Annotated in this window: 20 protein-coding genes and 1 pseudogene; 8 read left to right on the forward strand and 13 right to left on the reverse strand. The window is 53.8% G+C overall.

Annotated elements, in window-relative coordinates; translation table 11 throughout:
* Window positions 1-28: 28 nt before the first annotated feature.
* Complete coding sequence (gene xylR / locus OOJ59_RS06980) at window positions 29-1207, reverse strand: D-xylose utilization transcriptional activator XylR (RefSeq protein ID WP_038635210.1); 1179 nt, start codon at window positions 1205-1207, stop codon at window positions 29-31.
* Window positions 1208-1565: 358 nt separating this feature from the next.
* On the opposite strand from xylR, the gene xylA reads away from it, so the two are divergent.
* The 3 genes from xylA (at window position 1566) to yiaB (ending at window position 4947) form a co-directional block, all read left to right on the forward strand.
* The gene (xylA, locus tag OOJ59_RS06985; RefSeq protein WP_038635208.1) at window positions 1566-2888 is read left to right on the forward strand and encodes a xylose isomerase; all 1323 of its coding nucleotides are present in this window, start codon (window positions 1566-1568) and stop codon (window positions 2886-2888) included.
* Window positions 2889-2960: 72 nt separating this feature from the next.
* Window positions 2961-4415: a xylulokinase gene (gene xylB, locus OOJ59_RS06990; protein WP_137346668.1), complete on the forward strand. Its 1455-nt coding sequence runs from the start codon at window positions 2961-2963 to the stop codon at window positions 4413-4415.
* A gap of 166 nt (window positions 4416-4581) precedes the next feature.
* Entirely contained in the window at window positions 4582-4947 is a 366-nt protein-coding gene (gene yiaB, locus OOJ59_RS06995; RefSeq protein WP_087857195.1) for an inner membrane protein YiaB, read from the forward strand.
* Here yiaB and OOJ59_RS07000 read toward each other — a convergent pair.
* Window positions 4944-5939, reverse strand: coding sequence for an acyltransferase (locus OOJ59_RS07000; protein WP_069323830.1), 996 nt, complete (start codon window positions 5937-5939; stop codon window positions 4944-4946). The genes yiaB and OOJ59_RS07000 overlap by 4 nt on opposite strands.
* 172 nt (window positions 5940-6111) lie before the next feature.
* On the opposite strand from OOJ59_RS07000, the gene OOJ59_RS07005 reads away from it, so the two are divergent.
* The 3 genes from OOJ59_RS07005 to glyS all read left to right on the forward strand — a co-directional run bounded on the left by OOJ59_RS07005 (window position 6112) and on the right by glyS (window position 9500).
* The gene (locus tag OOJ59_RS07005; protein ID WP_038635204.1) at window positions 6112-6414 is read left to right on the forward strand and encodes a YsaB family lipoprotein; all 303 of its coding nucleotides are present in this window, start codon (window positions 6112-6114) and stop codon (window positions 6412-6414) included.
* 95 nt (window positions 6415-6509) lie between these two features.
* Entirely contained in the window at window positions 6510-7421 is a 912-nt protein-coding gene (glyQ, locus tag OOJ59_RS07010; protein ID WP_001168552.1) for a glycine--tRNA ligase subunit alpha, read from the forward strand.
* 9 nt (window positions 7422-7430) lie between these two features.
* Window positions 7431-9500 carry a glycine--tRNA ligase subunit beta gene (gene glyS, locus OOJ59_RS07015; protein ID WP_042311682.1) on the forward strand — a complete coding sequence of 690 codons (2070 nt, stop codon included), beginning with the start codon at window positions 7431-7433 and terminating at the stop codon, window positions 9498-9500.
* Between the two features lie 65 nt (window positions 9501-9565).
* Here glyS and cueP read toward each other — a convergent pair whose 3' ends face one another.
* The 3 genes from cueP to OOJ59_RS07030 all read right to left on the reverse strand — a co-directional run bounded on the left by cueP (window position 9566) and on the right by OOJ59_RS07030 (window position 11075).
* Window positions 9566-10105: a copper-binding periplasmic metallochaperone CueP gene (cueP, locus tag OOJ59_RS07020; protein ID WP_001620860.1), complete on the reverse strand. Its 540-nt coding sequence runs from the start codon at window positions 10103-10105 to the stop codon at window positions 9566-9568.
* Between the two features lie 186 nt (window positions 10106-10291).
* Window positions 10292-10504 (reverse strand): transcription antiterminator/RNA stability regulator CspE, encoded by a 213-nt coding sequence (gene cspE, locus OOJ59_RS07025; RefSeq protein ID WP_000014594.1) that lies wholly within the window; start codon window positions 10502-10504, stop codon window positions 10292-10294.
* Between the two features lie 280 nt (window positions 10505-10784).
* Window positions 10785-11075, reverse strand: a complete 291-nt coding sequence (locus tag OOJ59_RS07030; RefSeq protein ID WP_003024273.1) for an HTH-type transcriptional regulator — start codon at window positions 11073-11075, stop codon at window positions 10785-10787.
* Window positions 11076-11455: 380 nt separating this feature from the next.
* Between OOJ59_RS07030 and OOJ59_RS07035 the strand changes: the two are divergent.
* Window positions 11456-12165: pseudogene (locus OOJ59_RS07035) on the forward strand (DUF3053 domain-containing protein).
* A 57-nt stretch (window positions 12166-12222) separates the two neighbouring features.
* Here the strand turns inward: OOJ59_RS07035 and ghrB are convergent.
* The 6 genes from ghrB to OOJ59_RS07065 form a co-directional block, all read right to left on the reverse strand.
* Window positions 12223-13197 carry a glyoxylate/hydroxypyruvate reductase GhrB gene (gene ghrB, locus OOJ59_RS07040; RefSeq protein ID WP_160955359.1) on the reverse strand — a complete coding sequence of 325 codons (975 nt, stop codon included), beginning with the start codon at window positions 13195-13197 and terminating at the stop codon, window positions 12223-12225.
* Window positions 13198-13219: 22 nt separating this feature from the next.
* Entirely contained in the window at window positions 13220-14500 is a 1281-nt protein-coding gene (locus OOJ59_RS07045) for an MFS transporter (protein WP_137346670.1), read from the reverse strand.
* Between the two features lie 64 nt (window positions 14501-14564).
* Window positions 14565-15503, reverse strand: coding sequence for a sugar kinase (locus OOJ59_RS07050; protein WP_160955358.1), 939 nt, complete (start codon window positions 15501-15503; stop codon window positions 14565-14567).
* A 3-nt stretch (window positions 15504-15506) separates the two neighbouring features.
* Window positions 15507-16256 carry a sugar phosphate isomerase/epimerase family protein gene (locus tag OOJ59_RS07055; protein WP_160955357.1) on the reverse strand — a complete coding sequence of 250 codons (750 nt, stop codon included), beginning with the start codon at window positions 16254-16256 and terminating at the stop codon, window positions 15507-15509.
* A 100-nt stretch (window positions 16257-16356) separates the two neighbouring features.
* The gene (locus OOJ59_RS07060) at window positions 16357-17373 is read right to left on the reverse strand and encodes a LacI family DNA-binding transcriptional regulator (protein WP_038635169.1); all 1017 of its coding nucleotides are present in this window, start codon (window positions 17371-17373) and stop codon (window positions 16357-16359) included.
* 101 nt (window positions 17374-17474) lie between these two features.
* Complete coding sequence (locus tag OOJ59_RS07065; protein ID WP_003827397.1) at window positions 17475-18137, reverse strand: OmpA family lipoprotein; 663 nt, start codon at window positions 18135-18137, stop codon at window positions 17475-17477.
* A 159-nt stretch (window positions 18138-18296) separates the two neighbouring features.
* Here OOJ59_RS07065 and OOJ59_RS07070 point away from each other — a divergent pair, with 159 nt between their 5' ends.
* Window positions 18297-20630, forward strand: a complete 2334-nt coding sequence (locus OOJ59_RS07070; protein WP_160955356.1) for a molybdopterin guanine dinucleotide-containing S/N-oxide reductase — start codon at window positions 18297-18299, stop codon at window positions 20628-20630.
* On the opposite strand, the gene OOJ59_RS07075 is transcribed toward OOJ59_RS07070, so the two are convergent.
* Both OOJ59_RS07075 and tag read right to left on the reverse strand, forming a co-directional pair.
* The gene (locus OOJ59_RS07075; protein ID WP_087857191.1) at window positions 20599-21039 is read right to left on the reverse strand and encodes an N-acetyltransferase; all 441 of its coding nucleotides are present in this window, start codon (window positions 21037-21039) and stop codon (window positions 20599-20601) included. The two genes, OOJ59_RS07070 and OOJ59_RS07075, sit on opposite strands and share 32 nt — an antisense overlap.
* The gene (gene tag / locus OOJ59_RS07080; protein WP_038635153.1) at window positions 21029-21598 is read right to left on the reverse strand and encodes a DNA-3-methyladenine glycosylase I; all 570 of its coding nucleotides are present in this window, start codon (window positions 21596-21598) and stop codon (window positions 21029-21031) included. Before tag ends, OOJ59_RS07075 begins: the two co-directional genes overlap by 11 nt.
* Window positions 21599-21644: the final 46 nt, after the last annotated feature.

Below are 21644 nucleotides of genomic sequence, written 5' to 3' on the forward strand. Positions count from 1 at the left end.
AGACGAAGCCGCCATCCGGCAATTCCCTCTATAGCAACACTTCACTATTCACATCGCGATACTCTTTTGGCGTCGTGTCGTACTCTTTCTTGAAGACGGAATAGAAGTACTGCAGTGATGGATAGCCGCACATTTGTGAAATTTCGTTGATCGACAGCGTGGTGGAAATCAACAGGCTGCGCGCTTTTTCCAGCTTCTCGGCATGAATCACCGCATGGATAGTTTCTCCGACCTCTTCTTTAAAACGTTTCTCCAGATTCGACCGCGAAATCCCCACTGAATCCAGCACCTGTTCGACTTTAATGCCTTTGCAGGCATGGTTGCGGATAAAGTGCATCGCCTGAATCACCGCCGGATCGGTCAATGAACGGTAGTCAGTTGAACGGCGTTCAATGACGCGCACTGGCGGGACCAGTATGCGTTGCAGCGGTAGTTCTTCATTCGCCAGTAACCGGTGCAGAAGCTTAGCGGCCTGATACCCCATCTGCCTGGCCCCCTGAGCAACGGATGACAGCGCCACCCGCGACAGGTAACGGGTCAGTTCTTCGTTGTCGATTCCAATCACGCACAGTTTTTCCGGGACCGGAATATGCAGGTGTTCGCAAGCTTGCAGAATGTGCCGCGCTCGCGCGTCGGTGACGGCGATAATGCCGGTTTGCGGCGGCAGAGTTTGCAGCCAGTCCGCCAGACGATTTTGCGCGTGCTGCCAGTTTTCCGGCGCGGTTTCCAGTCCCTGATAGACAACTCCACGGTACTTTTCTTTAGCGACCAGTTGGCAAAACGCATATTCACGTTCAGCCGCCCAGCGTTTGCCGCTTGAAGCGGGCAGTCCGTAGAACGCGAACCGGTTGATCCCTTTTTCTTTCAGATGCAGGAAAGCGCTTTCTACCAGCGCGTGGTTATCGGTGGCAATGTAATGCACCGGCGGATAATCCTGTTCCGCATGGTAGGAACCCCCGACGCCGATGATAGGAACATCCACATCGGCAAGTAATTGTGCAATGTCATCATCGTCATAATCGGCAATAACACCATCGCCTAACCAGTCTTTGATATTATCAATGCGGGCGCGGAAATCTTCCTCAATGAATATATCCCACTCTGATTGTGATGCCTGTAAATATTCACCCACCCCTTCTACCACCTGGCGGTCGTAGGCTTTATTGGCATTAAATAATAGAGTGATGCGGTGACGTTTATCAAACATAAGAATCTGTCCTGGAAGGTTAACGTGGCCTGTCGATACTAGCAAAACCGCAGGGACGACTGCTTGATGAAGCGTGACAAATTTTTATTTTCTTAATGCTACGCAAAATTCACATACTGAACGCGGGATGACAATTGCCATTTTTTATCTGCGCATTACGGTTTTTTGTTTAATGATTAACCTTCGATCGCGATCGCTTTTTTAATTCTCTTTTCAATGCGCTTTTTTGGGAGCCAGCGCACGTTTGGGTATTCTCTTAATGGCGGTGTGAAATAACGTAATTGAGCAATAAATCAGGAAATTCCAGTATAGCTATATCGCAGTTTACTTGCCGTATTACCTGATTATGGAGCTTATTATGCAGGCTTATTTCGACCAACTCGATCGTGTTCGTTTTGAAGGGACTAAAACTACTAACCCGCTCGCATTTCGCCATTACAACCCTGACGAAATCGTGTTGGGCAAACGCATGGAAGATCATCTGCGTTTTGCCGCCTGCTATTGGCATACATTCTGCTGGAACGGTGCGGACATGTTCGGCATGGGCGCTTTCGATCGTCCGTGGCAGCAGCCCGGAGAAGCACTGGAGCTGGCGAAACGCAAAGCGGATGTCGCATTTGAGTTCTTTCACAAGCTGAACGTCCCTTACTACTGCTTCCATGACGTGGATGTCTCGCCGGAAGGCGCGTCGCTAAAAGAGTACAAAAACAACTTTGCGCAGATGGTTGATGTGCTGGCGGCAAAACAGGAACAAAGTGGGGTCAAGCTGTTGTGGGGAACGGCAAACTGCTTCACCAATCCACGCTACGGCGCGGGCGCGGCCACGAATCCGGACCCGGAAGTGTTCAGCTGGGCTGCCACACAGGTAGTTACGGCGATGGATGCCACACACAAGCTAGGCGGTGAAAACTACGTTCTGTGGGGCGGCCGTGAAGGCTATGAAACGCTGCTGAATACCGATCTGCGTCAGGAACGTGAGCAGATTGGCCGCTTTATGCAACTGGTGGTAGAGCACAAACACAAAACGGGTTTCCAGGGCACTTTGCTTATCGAACCGAAGCCGCAGGAACCGACCAAGCACCAGTACGACTACGATGCGGCGACCGTTTACGGGTTCCTCAAGCAGTTCGGCCTGGAAAAAGAGATCAAACTGAATATCGAAGCCAACCACGCCACGCTGGCGGGTCACTCATTCCATCATGAAATCGCCACTGCTATCGCGCTGGGTCTGTTTGGTTCTGTCGATGCCAACCGCGGTGACGCACAGTTGGGATGGGATACTGACCAGTTCCCAAATAGCGTAGAAGAGAATGCGTTGGTGATGTACGAAATCCTCAAAGCGGGCGGCTTCACCACCGGCGGTCTGAACTTTGACGCCAAAGTTCGTCGTCAGAGCACCGATAAATACGATCTGTTCTATGGTCATATTGGCGCAATGGATACCATGGCGCTGTCGCTGAAAATTGCGGCCCGTATGATTGAGGACGGTGGTTTGGATCAGCGTGTGGCCAAGCGTTACGCTGGTTGGAATGGTGAGCTGGGCCAGCAAATTCTGAAAGGGCAGATGACGCTGACGGAAATTGCGCAGTACGCTGAACAACATAATCTGGCGCCAGTGCATCAGAGCGGCCATCAGGAACTGCTGGAAAATCTGGTAAACCATTATTTGTTCGACAAATAACAGGTTTCTGAGAACGTCCGTAAGCCCGGAAAGCCACGCGCTGCCGGGCCTTTCTTTAAGGAACGATACGCTATGTATATCGGGATAGATCTTGGCACCTCAGGCGTAAAGGCCATTCTGCTGAATGAGCAGGGCGATGTGATCGCTTCGCAAACGGAGAAACTCACGGTCTCGCGTCCGCATCCGTTATGGTCAGAGCAGGACCCTGAACAATGGTGGCTGGCAACGGATCGCGCCGTAAAAGCGCTGGGCCAGCAGCATTCGCTCAGTGAGGTGAAAGCGTTAGGGATTGCCGGCCAGATGCACGGCGCGACGTTACTGGACAAGCAACAGAAAGTATTACGTCCCGCAATCCTGTGGAACGATGGTCGCTGCGCTGAAGAGTGCGTAATGCTGGAGAACCTGGTTCCGCAGTCTCGTGCTATCACCGGCAACCTGATGATGCCTGGCTTTACCGCGCCAAAGTTGCTGTGGGTGCAACGTCACGAGCCGGAGATTTTCAGCCGGGTAGATAAAGTGCTGCTACCGAAAGATTACCTGCGTCTGCGTATGACCGGCGATTTTGCCAGCGATATGTCTGATGCGGCAGGTACGATGTGGCTGGATGTCGCCAAACGTGACTGGAGTGATGTCATGCTGGCGGCCTGTAAGCTGTCTCGTGCGCATATGCCTGCGCTATACGAAGGTTGTGCGGTTACCGGAACATTGCTGCCAGAAGTCGCCCAGGACTGGGGAATGAATGAGGTTGCGGTCGTTGCCGGGGGCGGTGATAACGCGGCGGGAGCGGTCGGCGTAGGCATGATGAATGCCGGTCAGGCGATGCTTTCGTTGGGTACATCCGGCGTCTATTTTGCGGTAAGCGACGGCTTCCTCAGTAAGCCGGAAAGCGCGGTCCACAGTTTTTGTCATGCTTTGCCGGAGCGATGGCACCTGATGTCCGTGATGCTGAGCGCGGCATCCTGCCTGGATTGGGCGGCGAAATTAACCGGACTGGCGAGCGTACCGGCATTGATCGCCGCAGCGCAACAAGCGAATGCAGACGCCGAGCCGGTCTGGTTTTTACCTTACCTGTCCGGTGAACGTACGCCGCATAATAACCCGCAGGCGAAGGGCGTATTTTTCGGTCTGACGCATCAGCATGGTCCGGCAGAACTGGCGCGGGCGGTACTGGAAGGTGTGGGTTTTGCGCTGGCCGACGGCATGGATGTTGTGCATGCGTGCGGTGTACAGCCAGCCAGCATTACGCTCATTGGCGGCGGGGCTCGCAGCGAATACTGGCGTCAGATGCTGTCTGATATCAGCGGGTTACAGCTGGATTATCGTACCGGCGGCGATGTCGGTCCTGCACTCGGTGCGGCGCGCCTGGCGCAAATTGCCATGAACCCGCAAAAGCCGTTATCAGACATACTGCCTCAGCTTACGCTGGAACAGGCGCATTATCCTGATGCTGAGCGCCATGCGCTCTACCAACAGCGTCGGGAAACCTTCCGTCGAATTTATCAGCAATTACAGCCGCTGATGTCCTGACGACCTTCCCCTCTGGATAACAGAGGGGATTGATAAAATATATATTTCAATCTAATAAATAATTGATACGCATGGATTTATTCTGAAAATCCAGTGTGGTGGCATATTTCTGTGTTGTCTTTAGCGGGTTATTCATATTGTACCCATGATGGATAAGGAGATCCCAATGAAGACGACCAGGCTGTTGCCATGGATATTATTCTTCTCTGGCATACTGATTTACGTTGTTGGCTTATGGCATGCCTGCCCGTTATTGAGTGGCAAAGGCTATTTTTTGGGTGCGCTGATGACGGGAATGTTCGTGACGTATGCTTATCAGCGTGCTGTAAATCTTAATCAGAATGACGAATGCTTCACCTCCATATGCAAGATGGTGGCGTTGATAACGCTTGGACTACTGCTGGTAGGGATATGGAATATTCCGTTAGCGCCCATCGAAAAGGGGCTATACCCGGCAGCATTCTTCGTGTGTTTGGTCGGACAAGTTTTACTGCTGCGTCCAGGGCAGAATGAACAAAACGGTGAGGCTTAACTCACCAGCCTGCGTGTATCAATGCGCTGCAACAGTATGGATAACAGCAGGCTACCCGCCAGCGTGGCGCTAAAAATCCATAGCATATCCAGCGGTGGCCAGTTCTTGAGTTCTAAACCGTTGGTGCGCAGCGCGTGAATGATCAGCGCATGAAAGCCATAAATACCCAACGAGTGACGGGAAATAAGGCCCAATACCGGCAGAGTGCGCGTGCTGAGCGTGTTTTTGACCAGCGTCAGGAGCGAGACGGCGCAAATAAATACTGCCGGGCCGCAGTAGAGGTACCAGGTATCGGCAAAATTGCCTCGCCAGCGCAGTTCATGCAACGTGCCTCGAGAGATAACAAACACGGCGACGATGAACAACGCTGCACAGAGCCAGGTGAGCGAACGTTTCTGTGTATCCATCATGCCAATCGCCCTTCCCAGCATGCCGTACAGGATGTAATAGAAAGTGTCGCCACTGATGTACAGGTTGATGGGAAGCCACTCAAAACCGCCGATTTTTTGCGAGACGGTGTTGGGATTGGCAATCACCCCAGTCACTACCATGAGAGCCAGCAGCATCTTGCCGCTGATATTTTTCACCTGTATCAGCGGGGAAACCAGGTAGATGACGGCGATGGCGAAGAAAAACCACAGGTGATAGAACACCGGCTTTTGCAGCAGGTTTTTCAGCGACAGCTCAGCGTTGATCGAGGTAAACAACAGGATATAGGCCAGCGACACGCTGCTGTAAAAAAGAATGCACAGCGCGATGCGCGTGAAATGGCGCGGTTTGGCGCTGCGTTCGCCAAAAAACAGATAACCCGAAATCATAAAGAACAACGGTACGCTGACGCGAGAGGCGGAATTGAGCACATTGGCCAGATCCCAATTAAACGGGCTGACGCTGTGCGCATTGGTGATGTACCAGGTTGTGGTGTGGATCATCACGACCATTAAACAAGCTATTCCGCGCAGGTTATCAATCCAGAAAATTTTGGGCTGCATCAGTTCCTCTGTCTCCATTAAAAAAAGTCTGACCGATTTTTTGCGAGCGTAACTCACTGGAATAATCTGAGTTTTTACGCTAAAGCTTGAGATGGTCTGATGAGATTCTCAAAATAAGATCCGTTTCCAGACACTAATAATAAGACTGACCAGCAAACCAGGCGGTAATAAAATGATGATGAAGTATTTCTTTCCCGCGCTCGCTATCTTTTTGTTGGCGGCGTGCGCCGACACACAGCCGCCTGCACCTGCGCAGAAGGCGCAAAAGGTGAATGCCGCACGTTCGCTCGATATGGCGGCATTGTGCAAAAGTGAAGCGGCAGAGCTTTATAACACCGGCGCGCAGAAAATTGATATCGCCGGCCTGGAACAATTCCAGGGCAGCTATGAAATGCGCGGTTCGACCTTCCGTAAAGAGAGTTTTGTCTGCTCTTTTGATGCAGACGGGCAGTTTTTGCACCTTTCCATGCGCTAAGTTCCCCCTTTTTCCCGTTTCGTACTGTATATCTTGCAGCCAGCGGGTATACTGACCGCTTCCTTTAAATCCACACGTATCCAGCACGAAATAATATGCAAAAGTTTGATACCAGGACCTTCCAGGGCTTGATCCTGACCTTACAGGATTACTGGGCTCGCCAGGGCTGCACCATCGTTCAACCATTGGACATGGAAGTCGGCGCGGGGACATCTCACCCAATGACCTGCCTGCGTGCGCTGGGGCCGGAACCGATGGCGACTGCGTATGTGCAGCCTTCTCGTCGTCCGACCGACGGCCGCTATGGCGAAAACCCGAACCGCTTACAGCACTACTATCAGTTCCAGGTAGTGATTAAGCCGTCTCCGGACAATATTCAGGAGCTGTACCTGGGTTCTCTGAAAGAGCTGGGTATGGACCCGACCATTCACGACATCCGTTTCGTGGAAGATAACTGGGAGAACCCGACGCTGGGTGCCTGGGGGCTGGGTTGGGAAGTGTGGCTGAACGGTATGGAAGTCACGCAGTTCACCTACTTCCAGCAGGTTGGTGGTCTGGAATGTAAACCTGTGACCGGGGAAATTACCTACGGTCTGGAACGTCTGGCCATGTACATTCAGGGCGTAGACAGCGTTTACGACCTGGTCTGGAGCGACGGCCCGCTGGGTAAAACCACTTACGGCGACGTGTTCCATCAGAACGAAGTGGAGCAATCCACCTATAACTTCGAATACGCCGACGTGGACTTCCTGTTCACCTGCTTCGAGCAGTACGAGAAAGAAGCGCAGCAGCTGCTGGCGCTGGAAAATCCACTGCCGCTGCCTGCGTATGAACGTATTCTGAAAGCCGCCCATAGCTTCAACCTGCTGGATGCGCGTAAAGCCATCTCCGTCACCGAGCGTCAGCGCTATATCCTGCGCATTCGCACCCTGACTAAAGCTGTGGCAGAAGCTTACTACGCTTCCCGTGAAGCCCTTGGCTTCCCGATGTGCAACAAAGAGAAATAAGAGGCGGCCATGTCTGAGAAAACTTTTCTGGTGGAAATCGGCACTGAAGAGCTGCCACCAAAAGCACTGCGCAGCCTGGCTGAGTCCTTTGCTGCGAACTTTACCGCGGAGCTGGATAACGCTGGCATCGCGCACGGCAACGTTGAGTGGTTCGCCGCACCGCGTCGTCTGGCGCTGAAAGTCGCGAACCTGGCTGAAGCGCAACCTGACCGTGAAGTTGAAAAACGCGGCCCGGCAATTGCTCAGGCGTTTGACGCCGAAGGCAAACCGAGTAAAGCGGCAGAAGGTTGGGCGCGTGGCTGCGGTATCACCGTTGACCAGGCCGAGCGTCTGACCACCGATAAAGGCGAGTGGTTGTTGTACCGCGCGCATGTGAAAGGCGAAAGCGCTGAAACGCTGCTGCCGAACATGATCGCCACCTCGCTGGCTAAGCTGCCGATCCCGAAACTGATGCGCTGGGGCGCGTCTGACGTCCATTTCGTGCGTCCGGTTCACACCGTGACTCTGCTGCTGGGTGACAAAGTGATTCCGGCAACGATTCTGGGCATTCAGTCCGATCGCGTGATTCGCGGCCATCGCTTTATGGGCGAAGCGGAGTTCACCATCGATTCTGCCGATCAATACCCAGAAATCCTGCGTGAGCGCGGTAAAGTGATTGCGGATTACGCTGAGCGTAAAGCGAAAATCAAAGCCGATGCTGAAGAAGCGGCGCGCAAGATTGGCGGTAACGCCGATCTGAGCGAAAGCCTGCTGGAAGAAGTCACCTCGCTGGTGGAATGGCCAGTAGTGCTGACCGCGAAGTTCGAAGATAAATTCCTCGCGGTTCCGTCAGAAGCGCTGGTTCACACCATGAAAGGCGACCAGAAGTACTTCCCGGTTTACGCCAACGACGGCAAACTGCTGCCGAACTTTATCTTCGTTGCCAACATCGAATCGAAAGATCCGAGCCAGATTATTTCCGGTAACGAGAAAGTGGTTCGCCCGCGTCTGGCGGATGCCGAGTTCTTCTTCAATACCGACCGTAAAAAACGTCTGGAAGATCATCTGCCGCGTCTGCAAACCGTGCTGTTCCAACAGCAACTGGGTACGCTGCGCGACAAGACCGATCGTATCCAGGCGCTGGCGGGCTGGATTGCTGGCCAGATTGGCGCTGACGTTAACCACGCAACGCGTGCGGGCCTGCTGTCCAAGTGTGACCTGATGACCAACATGGTCTTTGAGTTCACCGACACCCAGGGCGTGATGGGCATGCACTATGCGCGTCATGATGGCGAAGCGGAAGATGTGGCCGTGGCGCTAAACGAGCAGTATCAGCCGCGCTTTGCCGGCGATGACCTGCCGTCTAACCCGGTAGCCTGTGCCGTGGCGATTGCCGACAAGATGGATACCCTGGCGGGTATCTTCGGTATCGGCCAGCATCCGAAAGGCGACAAAGACCCGTTTGCGCTGCGTCGTGCCGCGCTGGGGGTGCTGCGTATTATCGTTGAGAAGAACCTGAATCTCGATCTGCAAACGCTGACCGAGGAAGCGGTTCGTCTGTATGGTGACAAGCTGACCAACGCGAAAGTCGTGGATGACGTTATCGACTTTATGCTCGGTCGCTTCCGCGCCTGGTATCAGGATGAAGGTTACACCGTTGATACCATTCAGGCCGTGCTGGCGCGTCGTCCGACTCGTCCGGCTGATTTCGACGCACGTATGAAGGCGGTATCGCACTTCCGTACGCTGGAAGCCGCGTCCGCGCTGGCTGCGGCGAACAAGCGTGTATCGAACATCCTGGCGAAGTCTGAAGAAACGCTGAACGACCGCGTGAATGCGGCAACGCTGAAAGAGCCGGAAGAAATTGCGCTGGCGATGCAGGTTGTGGTGCTGCGCGACAAGCTGGAGCCAGTCTTTGCAGCCGGGCATTACCAGGAAGCGCTGGTTGAGCTATCGGCACTGCGTGAACCGGTCGATGCCTTCTTCGAGAAAGTCATGGTTAACGTAGAAGATAAAGAACTGCGTATTAACCGTCTGTCTATGCTCGAAAAACTGCGCGAGCTGTTCCTGCGCGTGGCGGATATTTCGCTGCTACAGTAACGGTCCTGAGCTGACTTAGAAAATGCCGGATGGCGTCTCCGCCTTATCCGGCATTTTTTTATGTGTTAGCGCAACTGCAACTTAGTCAGGCAGGTCTGGCTGTCTTCCATAGTCTTAATGGGATACTCGGCTGATTTACCGTTGTAGCTTACTGCGATGGTGCCTTCCATATTGCGCGGTAGCCATACCCCGACGAAGCCGTTTCGACCGCTCTTCATCGCTTTTTGTACCACGACCTCTCCCTTACTGTCCGTCACCTTGACATTGAATGTCTTCTCCGGCATTTCGCCCTGGCAGCCAGACAGACTATGGTTGAAGCAAGGGTGTGTTTGCCATTCATAGGGGGCAAATGACAGGTAGAATTTGTCACCGAGCGGCAGGGTATAAACCTGATCGCCAGAAGAGAGTTTCAGCGCGGTGCTGGTGACAGACGCTGAGTAAGGCAACGGGCGACTCTGCGGCGACTGGTCAATAGTCTCTACGATTTGCTCAACGGATTTACCGCTGAGTCCATGTTCCGCCAGAAAAGTGGCCTCCGGGGTCGCCGCGAATGCAGTACCCGTTGTGAGCAAACCTAAAACCAGCAGCAGTGAGGATTTCGACATAGCTTCAATTCCTTGTGAACATTATGGAATACAGACTGGCTCACTATAAAGCTTGCCCTTAGGGAAAGGTCAAAGGTACGGCGGGTAAAGTAATGCAAAGACGCGTTTCGGTGGGATGCATTGCGGAATACAGATAAAAAAATCCCCGCCGTTTGGCAGGGATTCAGAATTTTGAGCTTTTTAAGCTTACAGGCTGGTTACGTTGCCAGCTGCCGGGCCTTTAGCGCCGCTTTCGATGGTGAAGGAAACTTTCTGACCTTCGTCCAGAGATTTGTAGCCATCGTTCTGGATAGCAGAGAAGTGTACGAACACGTCTTTAGAGCCATCGTCAGGAGTGATGAAGCCGAAACCTTTATCAGCGTTGAACCATTTTACGATACCAGTCATTTTACCGGACATAGTGTATTACCTTTTAAAAAATAAGTGTGCCTTTCGGCGATATGGCGTGCTCTACAGATTTTTTAACAGTAAAGGAAATGCTCACTACGAGGGGTATCAATGATAACTCTTGAAGGGACTTGCCTTACTAAACTGCTGTAATGGTCTGTACGTCAAACCGTTGAGAGCATTAACTCATTTTACGCCTGTGGATGCAACTACTATTTTCTTATTTGTGGATACCCTCCGTAAGGGAACGGCCCTTTTACCGGACCGTTCTTCAGCAAAATTAAAAAATAGTTCAATCCATCAACTGCTTACTTAATCTCGGATCGGCCTGGATCAGGCGCATCAACTTCAATTCGGTAGTGGAAGGCTTAACGCGTTTAGACTCCCATTCATGCACCATCGCGACCGTCACGCCCATCACTCGGGCAAAATCATCTGTTTTTAAACCTGTCCCTCGTCGTAGCTGTTCAAATTCGGTGAAAGGGTTGGTTTTTTGCGTCAGAGTAACTGTCTGCGATACATCTTTAAAAACAATCTGCTCCAGACTGCTCAGCAGTTCAAACATTGGATCTTTGTATTCCATTGAGAACTCCTATAAATCACACAGCGGGATCGTGAATTTCATCGAAGCTCCTTAAGAGTAGTCGGAAAAAATGAAGTCGGATCTAAGGTTTGCGTGATGGATCCGTTTCAGCAGAGTATGAGCGACAAGCCTTTACAGGCTAACAAACTGATTAAGGTCGCGATCTCCGAACGATCGCTCCCAATTGTAAAGATGACGAAAATATGGCCCTGGGTACTGAATGGCGCATTGTTTAGCAAAAAAAAGGGGGGCGGGAGCGGTTATTTTCCCTCACAAGATTACGCGGAAAGGGTATCTTGCGAGCCTGACCTGGACTATCCTTGTCAACGTCTGGCACGCGGGTGTCGTTGTGCGCATTTTTGGGTGAAAGGAGTATTAAAATGGCGACAGGTAAGTCCTGCTCTCGCTGGTTTGCGCCTGTTTTGGCGCTCTTAATGGTAGTTGGCCTGAGTGGGTGTTTTGATAAAGAAGGCGATCAGCGCAAAGCGTTTATCGATTTTCTGCAGAATACTGCAATGCGTAGCGGGGAGCGTTTACCAACGCTGACCGCCGATCAGAAAAAACAGTTTGGCCCGTTTGTGTCCGATTACGCGATTCTGTATGGCTATTCTCAACAGATTAATCAGGCGATGGACTCCGGTCTGCGCCGGTCGTTGATAGCGTAAATGCGATTCGTGTTCCTCAGGATTATGTGACTCAGCGTGAACCGCTGCGTCAGGCAAATGGCGCACTGGGTGTGTTAGGGCAACAGTTGCAGAATGCGAAACTGCAGGCAGATGCTGCGCATGGCGCGCTGAAACAGGGCGAGGATCTCAAGCCGGTCTTTGATCAGGTCTACAATAAAGTCGTCACTGCGCCTTCAGAGGCGTTACAGCCGCTGATCCCTGCCGCGCAAATCTTCACGCAGCAACTGGTGCAGGTCGGTGATTTTGTGGCGCAACAGGATACGCAGGTGAGCTTTGTCGCCAACGGTATCCAGTTCCCAACCTCACAACAGGCAAGTCAGTACAACACGTTGATTGGCCCGTTGGCTGCTCAGCATCAGGCGTTTACTCAAGCCTGGACTGCTGCGGTGAATGCCACTCAGTAAAAGAGTACTGTAATACATGCAAGGCCGGGTAAGCGTGAGCGCTACCCGGCCTTTTGTTTATTGCGCGACCTGCGGGTTGACGCAGTTCTTCTCCACTCTTCCTTGCAGCGCATCGATTAAGTTATCCACCGCGCAGGCCGCCATGTTATAGCGCGTTTCGTGCGTGGCGGAACCGATGTGCGGCACGGCCACCACATTGGGCAGTGACAGCAGCGGAGAGTCTGTCGCTACTGGCTCCTGCTCAAACACATCCAGACCTGCGGCATGAATGTCGCCGTTTTGCAGAGCGCTAATCAACGCTTTTTCATCGACCACCGGACCACGTCCGGCATTAATGAAAATGGCGGAAGACTTCATTTTGGCAAACTGCTCGGTACTGAACAGATGATGTGTTTCGTTGGTTAATGGCAGGATCAGGCAGACAAAATCAGACTCCTGCAACAGTGTGTCGAGATCGCAGTAACGCGCGTTGAAGCGTTCTTCCGCTTCGTGATGATGACGGCGGGCGTTATAGAGAATCGGCATGCTAAAGCCGAAATGCGCACGCTGCGCCAGCGCGAGCCCAATACGACCCATGCCGACAATTCCCAGCGTTTTGTGGTGGACATCGGTACCAAACCAGTCCGGCCCGATACTTTTGGTCCATTCGCCAGACTTAACCCGTTCAGCAACTTCCACCACACGGCGAGCGGTGCTTAACATCAGCGCCATCACCGTGTCGGCGACGGTTTCCGTTAGTACGGTTGGCGTATGCATCAACAGCACCTTACGCGCATTAAGGGCATCGACATCGAAGTTGTCATAGCCTACGGAAATTGTGGATGTCGCTCGCAGCCTGGGCATTTTCTCCAACAACGCGGTATTGACGGCTTCACTGGAGCCCAGCAGGCCTTCGGCGTTGGCAAAGGCTTCGGCGTGCTGTGCGACCGTTTCCGGGCGCAGGTTCGGTACAGAAGTCACAGTAAAATGCTCTTCCAGGCGATGCAGTAATTCGTCAGGTAACGCTTTATAGAGAATAATGGACGGCTTCATGCGGATCTCCGTAAGTTAAAATTTAAGCGTGGCGTGCGCCAACAGGTAGCTGTTGATTATTAGCAGGCTTAACAATAAGAGTTAGCCATACTGAGGCAAAAAGCGCTACCCCCATAAAAATGTACGAGGCGGATGGGCTGCCGGTTGCGCCATTGAGGTAGCCGACAAACCAGGAACCAAAGAATGAGCCTAATGCGCCCATGCTGTTAATCAGCGCCATGGCGCCACCGGCCACGTTGCGCGGCAGCATTTCAGGAATGATGGCGAAGAAGGGACCATATGGGGCGTACATTGCCGCGCCCGCGATAACCAGCAGCGTGTAGGACACCCAGAAGTGATCTGCGCCAACGGCCCAGGAGCCGATAAAGGCGAAAGCGGCAATCAGTAACAGCGGCCAGACAAACAGCTTACGGTTTTGCAGTTTATCAGAGGCCCAGGAGACGAGAATCATCGCTGCCGTCGCCGCCAGATACGGTACGGATGACAGCCAGCCAACTTCCACCATCCCCAGATTTGCACCACCGTTGCGAATGATGGACGGCAGCCACAGCACAAAACCGTAGACGCCAATACTCCAGGCGAAATACTGCATACACAGCAGGATGACGTTACGTGAGCGGAAGGCCTCACCGTAGTTACGCACGGCTTTGATCCCTTGTTGCTCTTGTTCCAGTTGGGCCTGAAGCGCAGCTTTTTCGGATTCCGACAGCCAGCCGACCTGAGACGGTTTGTCTTTTACCAGTACCCACCAGCAGAACGCCCAGATGATGGCCGGGAAGCCCTCGATGATGAACATTTCCCGCCAGCCCAGCGCCTGAATGAGATAACCGGAAACGACGGACATCCATAAGACAGTAACCGGGTTACCGAGGATTAAGAAGGTGTTAGCGCGTGAACGCTCGGATTTCGTAAACCAGTTGCTGATGTAAATCAGCATTGCGGGCATCACGGCAGCTTCAACGACACCAAGAATAAAGCGGATAGCGGCCAGCATCGGAATATTGCTGACCATCCCGGTTAACGAGGCGCAAGCCCCCCACAGGATCAGGCAGATAAAAATCAATTTTCGTACGCTGCGACGCTCGGCGTAAATTGCGCCCGGGATCTGGAAGAAGAAATAGCCAAGGAAAAACAGAGCGCCCAGCAGGGAAGAGATCCCTTTGGTAATGCCGAGATCCTCGTTAATGCCTGCGGCGGAGGCGAAGCTGAAGTTCGCGCGGTCAAGGTACGCCAGGCTATACGTGATAAACACGATTGGCATGATGTACCACCAGCGTTTTGCTGCATTGGTTGAGCTATTCATAGACTGCCCTCTGGTTATGCTGATACGCCGTCTCTGTATGTAGGGTACAGAGTTGGCCGGGGGGTTATTCCCCTAATTGTTCACGTGTGGGTAATCCTTCGCTGTCGCCCTGAACCTGAATGGCCAGTGCGCCAATTTTATTGCCGCGGGTCGCCGCCTGATGCAGCGAGCGGCCTTCCAGCAGAGCGCTGATCACGCCCACGGCAAAGCCATCTCCTGCGCCGACCGTATCAACCACGTTGTCGACTTTTACCGGTGCGACGCAGCCGTGCTCGCCGCTGGCGGTTTTGTACCAGGCGCCATCTGCCCCGGTTTTGATAATGACTGCCTTCACCCCATGGCGCAGATAAAAGTCGGCGATGGCTTCAGGCGTTTGTTGTCCGGTGAGAATCATTCCCTCTTTTAGACCAGGCAAAACCCAGTCAGCCTGGAATGCCAGCCGGTTCAGTTTTTCCACCATCTCGGCTTCGCTTTTCCACAGCACCGGACGCAAATTCGGGTCAAAGGAGATGGTTTTCCCTTGGGCTTTCAGCGTGCGGGCGGTATGCGCCAGAAGTTCATAGGAGCTGGCGGAAAGCGCGGCTGCCACGCCGCTCAGGTGCAAGTGACGTGCGCTGGCAAAATAGTTCTCGTGGTAATCCTCAATACTGAGATGGCTGGCTGCGGACCCTTTGCGGAAGTACTCCACAATGGGATCGGTTCCATTTTCGACCTTAGATTTAAGCTGAAAGCCGGTAGCGAAGCGCTCATCCTGGGTGACTCCCTGCGCATCAATCCCTTCTTTTTCCAGCGACTTAATAATAAAACGGCCAAAACTGTCGTTACCTACGCGGCTTACCCAGCCGACATTCAGACCCAAACGAGCAAGACCGGTCGCCACGTTGAGTTCAGCGCCTGCCACGCGCTTGATAAATTGCTCTACATCCGCCAGGTCGCCGGTTTGCGTGGCGACAAACATCGCCATCGCTTCACCAATGGTGACCACATCCAGTGAATTCTTCATGCGTTACTCCTCGCGTAACAGCTCGACGTAATGGCGGGTAACCGCCGTCAAATCCTGCCCTTCCAGGGGAAACTCGATGCCGCGCGGAACATCGTCAGGCAGCGTTTTTAACAGTGCCAGCCAGCGCGGTTCGGTAGCATCAGGCGGCACTGCGCGGTAGCTGTCGTGATGCGTAACTGCGGCTTTGACATGGATGTATCCCACGGTTGGCGCCAGGTTTTTCGCCGCCTCTTCCGGGGAGTCGCCAACCCACAGCCAGTTGCCCATATCAAAGGTCAGAGAGATCGGCAGGTTTTGCGCCTGACAGGTTTCGTTAAAGCACTGCATCGACTGCAGGCGTCCGCAGGCGGTCTGATCGTTTTCGACAACCAGCTCCATCCCGCTGTCAGCCAGCCATGTACGTAAAACGTCGAACTGGCCGGTATGGGAAAAATGACCAAGAGAGACTTTTAACCACAGCGCTTGCAGGGCCTGCGCTTCTGCGAGTAACGCCGGAAGACGGGGATTGAGGTTACCGTCCTCAAGGAACAGCGGCTCAGGCGCTGAATAACAGGCCAGCAGGCCGAAGATTTCGATCGCTGAGGCCATCGTTGACAGTGTGGTGAGTTCGGTGTCAGTTAACATCTCGCGGCGAATTTCGACGCCGTCAGCACCAGCTTCGGCAATAATGGGCAGCATGGCGGTTTGTCCACCCGCAGCGCGGACCCGCTCGTAGCCGTAGGCGGCGGTGACCACCATAATTTTTCTTTTCATGGAAACTCCATAACCAGCGTTCTTGCTATAACGCTAGATGGAACCGGTTCCAAAGAAAAGCCCATGATGCTGAATTTATGATCACCATCACGAAGGAAATTTAACGGGCGGTAGATCCGCGCACGATCAATTCACCAGAGAAAACCTGCTCCTGAATGGCATCAGAACCGCCATCGATCCGGCGTACAACCTGTTCCACGGCGGTGTAGCCAATCTGCCAGGTGGGTTGTTTCAGCGTGGTAATGCCGACACCCGCCAGCTCGGCCCATTCCAGCTCGTCAAACCCGAGCAGGCCGATATCGCTGCCCCAGTTGAGGCCAATGCGTTTCAGGGCGCGGGCAACCTGTAGCGTGAGGGCGCCGTTGGCGGAGATAACGGCTTTGCGCATGCCTCGATGCTGCTGGTGGAACTGGCGCAGCGTGTCATCCAGTTGCGCATTGTCCGTTAGCGGAACTTCGGCATTTTGCGCGATAACGCCGGGGTAGCGTGCGAGCGTGGCGCGAAAGGCGCTCAAACGTTCGCGGCGGGTATTCACCATGCCGAGTGGTTCGCTGAGAAACAGAATGGCTTCAAAGCCTTGTTCAAGCAGGTGTTCCGTGGCAATCGTTGCGGCCTGGGTGTTATCCAGTCCGACCATATCACAGGCGAAATCGGGTATTTTACGATCAATCAGTACCATCGGTAGCGCAGACTGTTGCAGGCGGTTCAGCCCCTCTTCACGCATCCCAACGGCGTTGACCACAATCCCTTCGACCTGGTAACTGCGCAACAGGTCAAGATAGTGCAACTCCTGATCCACTTCGTTGTTGGTGTTACATACCAGCGGGGTAAAGCCTTTATCGCGACAGGCGGCTTCAATTCCGCTTAATACGTTGACAGAGTAGGGATTGGTAATATCTGCGATGATCAGGCCAATCAGGCGGGTGCGACCGTGTTTCAGGCCGCGTGCCATCAGGCTGGGTCGGTAGTCGAGATCGGCAATGGCTTGTTCAATGCGGGCCAGCAGCGCGTCGGAAAGCAGGTGCTTTTCACCGTTGAGGTAGCGTGAAATGCTGGTCTTGCCGGTTTTTGCGGCCTTTGCCACATCGCTGATGGTTGCCCGTGTTGATTTGCTCATCGCTGATTTCCCTGAATTTGGTGACAACACCTTAACGCGAAAATCAACGATGGCAAGTGCTTCATGCCGGACCGGGCGCACCCTGTCTCCGGCTCAAAACGTTACTGGATCGGGCTTAAGGTGATCTCTACGCGGCGGTTCTGCGCCTTACCTTCCGCCGTGCTGTTGCTGGCGATTGGGTTTGCCGGACCCATACCCTGAGTGCGGATACGGTTAGCTGCGACCCCTTGAGTGATCAAGGCGCTGGCGACGGAGTCCGCACGCTGCTGCGACAGACGCATATTCAGATCCTGGCTGCCGGTGCTGTCGGTGAAGCCCAGCACGTTAACCGCGGTTTTATTGTACTCTTTCAGGACCATGGCCACGCCGGTCAGGGTGTTAGCCCCGGCAGGTTTCAGGTTAGCGCTACTGCTGTCGAAGGTGACGTTGTTTGGCATGTTCAGAATGATGTTATCGCCACTACGCGTCACGCTGACGCCGGTTCCCTGCATTTTTTCGCGCAGTTTTGCTTCCTGCACATCCATGTAATAGCCGATACCACCGCCAACGGCCGCGCCAGCCGCTGCGCCAATCAGTGCGCCCTTGCCGCGATCTTTCTTCGAAGACGAGAGTGCGCCAATACCTGCGCCGACCAGAGAGCCAATGCCTGCGCCAATGCCGGATTTACCCGCTTCGCGTTCGCCGGTGTAAGGGTTTGTTGTGCAGCCAGAAACCGCCAGGGCGCCGCTCACGATGGCAGCAATAACAAAAACACGTTTCTTCATCTCAATTCCTTAATGACTTATTCTTCTTTGCCACAGCGACGGTGGCGGTTGATTATGACGTGTGAACATGAAGAAAATTCCAGGGAAGACTCTGAAATTTGTAAGTAACATTGAACGGCAGAATAAATAAGCCGCCACATCGTATTCAGGAGCGCCATCTTGGCTAATTCACCCGCACACTACTCAGTGTTAACCGCCGCCCACTGGGGACCTATTCTCGTCGAAACCGATGGCGAGACCGTTTTCTCCTCCCGTGGCGCATTGCCCACCACTTATCCCAACTCTTTGCAAACTGTGGTGCGTGACCAGGTACACAGTAAAACGCGGGTACGTTTTCCGATGGTACGTAAAGGCTTCCTCGTCTCGCCGGAAAGCCCACAAGGCGTGCGCGGGCAGGATGAGTTTGTTCGCGTCAGTTGGGATGACGCGCTGACGCTTATCCATACGCAGCATAAACGCATCCGTGACAGCTATGGCCCGGCCTCGATTTTCGCTGGTTCCTACGGCTGGCGCTCCAACGGTGTGTTACATAAAGCCGCGACCCTGTTACAGCGCTACATGGCGTTGGCGGGGGGTTATACCGGGCATCTGGGGGATTACTCCACGGGCGCCGCGCAGGCCATCATGCCGTACGTGGTGGGCGGTAACGAAGTTTACCAGCAACAGACCAGCTGGCCTGTCGTGCTGGAACACAGCGATGTGGTGGTGTTATGGAGCGCCAATCCGCTGAATACCCTGAAGATTGCCTGGAATGCTTCCGACGAACAGGGTCTCGCTTACTTCGAGGCATTGCGTGATAGCGGCAAGCGTTTGATCTGTATCGATCCGATGCGATCGGAAAGCGTGGACTTCTTTGGCGATAAGATGGAATGGATCGCCCCGCATATGGGAACCGACGTGGCGCTGATGCTGGGCATCGCGCATACGCTGGTGGAAAACGGCTGGCACGACGCGGACTTTCTCGCCCGCTGTACCACCGGTTATGACCGCTTTGCCGACTATCTGCTGGGTAAAACTGATAATGTCGCAAAAACGGCAGAGTGGGCTGCTGAAATTTGTGGGATAACAGCGGAAAAAATACGCGAACTGGCGGCGATATTTCACCAAAACACCACCATGCTGATGGCGGGGTGGGGGATGCAGCGCCAACAGTATGGCGAGCAGAAACACTGGATGATTGTCACCCTGGCCGCCATGCTCGGGCAAATCGGCACGCCTGGCGGTGGCTTTGGGCTGTCGTACCATTTTGCCAACGGCGGTAACCCAACGCGTCGTGCCGCTGTATTGGCTTCAATGCAGGCCAGCGTTAAAGGCGGCACCGACGCGGTGGATAAAATCCCGGTGGCGCGAATTGTCGAAGCGCTGGAGAACCCCGGGGGTTTTTACCAGCACAATGGAATGGACCGGCATTTCCCGGACATCCGCATGTTGTGGTGGGCCGGCGGGGCCAACTTTACTCATCACCAGGACACCAACCGTCTGATTCGCGCCTGGCAAAAACCGGAGCTGGTGGTTATCTCGGAGTGTTTCTGGACCGCCGCAGCAAAGCATGCCGATATCGTATTACCGGCGACCACCTCGTTTGAGCGCAACGACCTCACCATGACGGGTGATTACAGCAACCAGCACCTGGTGCCGATGAAGCAGGTTGTGCCGCCGCAGTATGAGGCGCGCAATGATTTTGATGTTTTTGCCGAACTGAGCGAGCGCTGGGAAAAGGGCGGGTATGAACGCTTCACCGAAGGTAAAAGCGAGCTGGCGTGGCTGGAGACCTTTTATAATATTGCCGGGCAGCGCGGGGCCAGCCAGCAGGTTACACTGCCGCCCTTCACCGAGTTTTGGCAGCGCAACGCCCTGATCGAAATGCCGGAAAACCCCGCCAGCGCGCAATTTATTCGGTTTGCGGATTTTCGCCGCGACCCACAGGCGCATCCGCTGAAAACGGACAGCGGAAAAATTGAAATCTACTCCGCAAGGATTGCGGGTTACGGCTATGCGGATTGTACGGGACACCCGATGTGGCTGGCGCCTGATGAGTGGTTTGGTAACGCCGAGCCGGGTCAGTTACAGCTGCTTTCCGCCCATCCGGCGCACCGTTTGCACAGCCAGTTGAATTACAGTGCGTTGCGTGAGCAGTATGCGGTGGCGGATCGTGAGCCCGTTACGATCCATCCGCAGGACGCGAACGCTCGTGGTATTAAGCATGGCGACACGGTGAGGGTGTGGAACCCGCGTGGGCAAATTCTGGCGGGTGCAGTCGTGACGACAGGGATCAAACCTGGCGTCATCTGCATTCATGAAGGCGCCTGGCCTGATTTGGATCTTACTGCCGGTGGTCTTTGTAAAAATGGCGCCGTCAATGTGCTGACCAAAGATCTCCCCAGCTCGAAGCTGGGGAATGGCTGCGCGGGCAACACTGCGCTGGCGTGGCTCGAAAAATACAATGGACCCGCCCTGACGCTTACGGCGTTTGATCCGCCTGCCAGCCCATAATCCACGTGGGGTGGTGAGTCTCTTCCTGCCATGCGCCGTCTTCAATGCGAAAACCCAGCGCATGGTAGAAGTTTACCGCTGACTGATTCTTCTGGTAGACCTCCAGGCTGAGCAGGGAAAAGCGCTGCTGGACATGCTGCACCAGCGCTGTGCCAATTCCGCTTCTGATGGCCGCTGGCGCGACAAACAACGCGCCAAGAAAGCGTTCGTCAATCACGCTGGCAAAGCCTTTGAGTACACCTTCCTCTTCCCACACCCAGGTTTGCGCGGCGGGCAGGTATACATCACGCACGACGGGTTCACTTTCGCGCCAGTAGCGTTCGTCGATAAACGGATGGGCATGGATCGTGCTTTCCATCCACAGCGCCAGAATTGACGGCAGATCGTCAGCTTTAGATTCACGAATCATGTTGTGCCCCTGGGTAACAGATGCAACTGGTGATATGGTCGTTGACCAGACCACAGGCCTGCATAAAGGAGTAACAGATGGTGGTGCCGACAAACTTAAACCCGCGTTTTTTTAATGCCTTAGACAGAGCATCTGACGCAGGCGTTGAGGTGGGGATATCGCTCAGGTTGGCGGCGCAGGTCACTTGCGGTTGGTTATCAACAAATGACCAGACGAACTCGCTAAACGGTTCACCGTTTTGCGCCATGGTCAGAAAGGCGCGAGCGTTACCGATAATGGCCTGAATTTTTCCGCGATGGCGAATAATGCCGGCATCCTGTACCAGCCTTTCCACATCCTCTTCGGTCATGGCTGCCACTTTTTCCGGATCAAAATGGTGGAAGGCGTGGCGATAATTTTCCCGTTTCTTCAGTACGGTAATCCATGATAATCCCGCCTGCTGGCCTTCCAGGCAGATCATTTCGAACAGCTTCTTGCCATCGGTTTCGGGGACGCCCCATTCCTTGTCGTGATAGGCAATGTAAAGTGGGTCCTGGCTGACCCATCCGCAACGCTGCATATTCTTCCTCGCTGTTTTTACTGGCGTAAAAATTTCATTCGGCCCG

The organism is Citrobacter sp. W9 (assembly GCF_026719375.1).
GTDB lineage: Bacteria > Pseudomonadota > Gammaproteobacteria > Enterobacterales > Enterobacteriaceae > Citrobacter > Citrobacter werkmanii.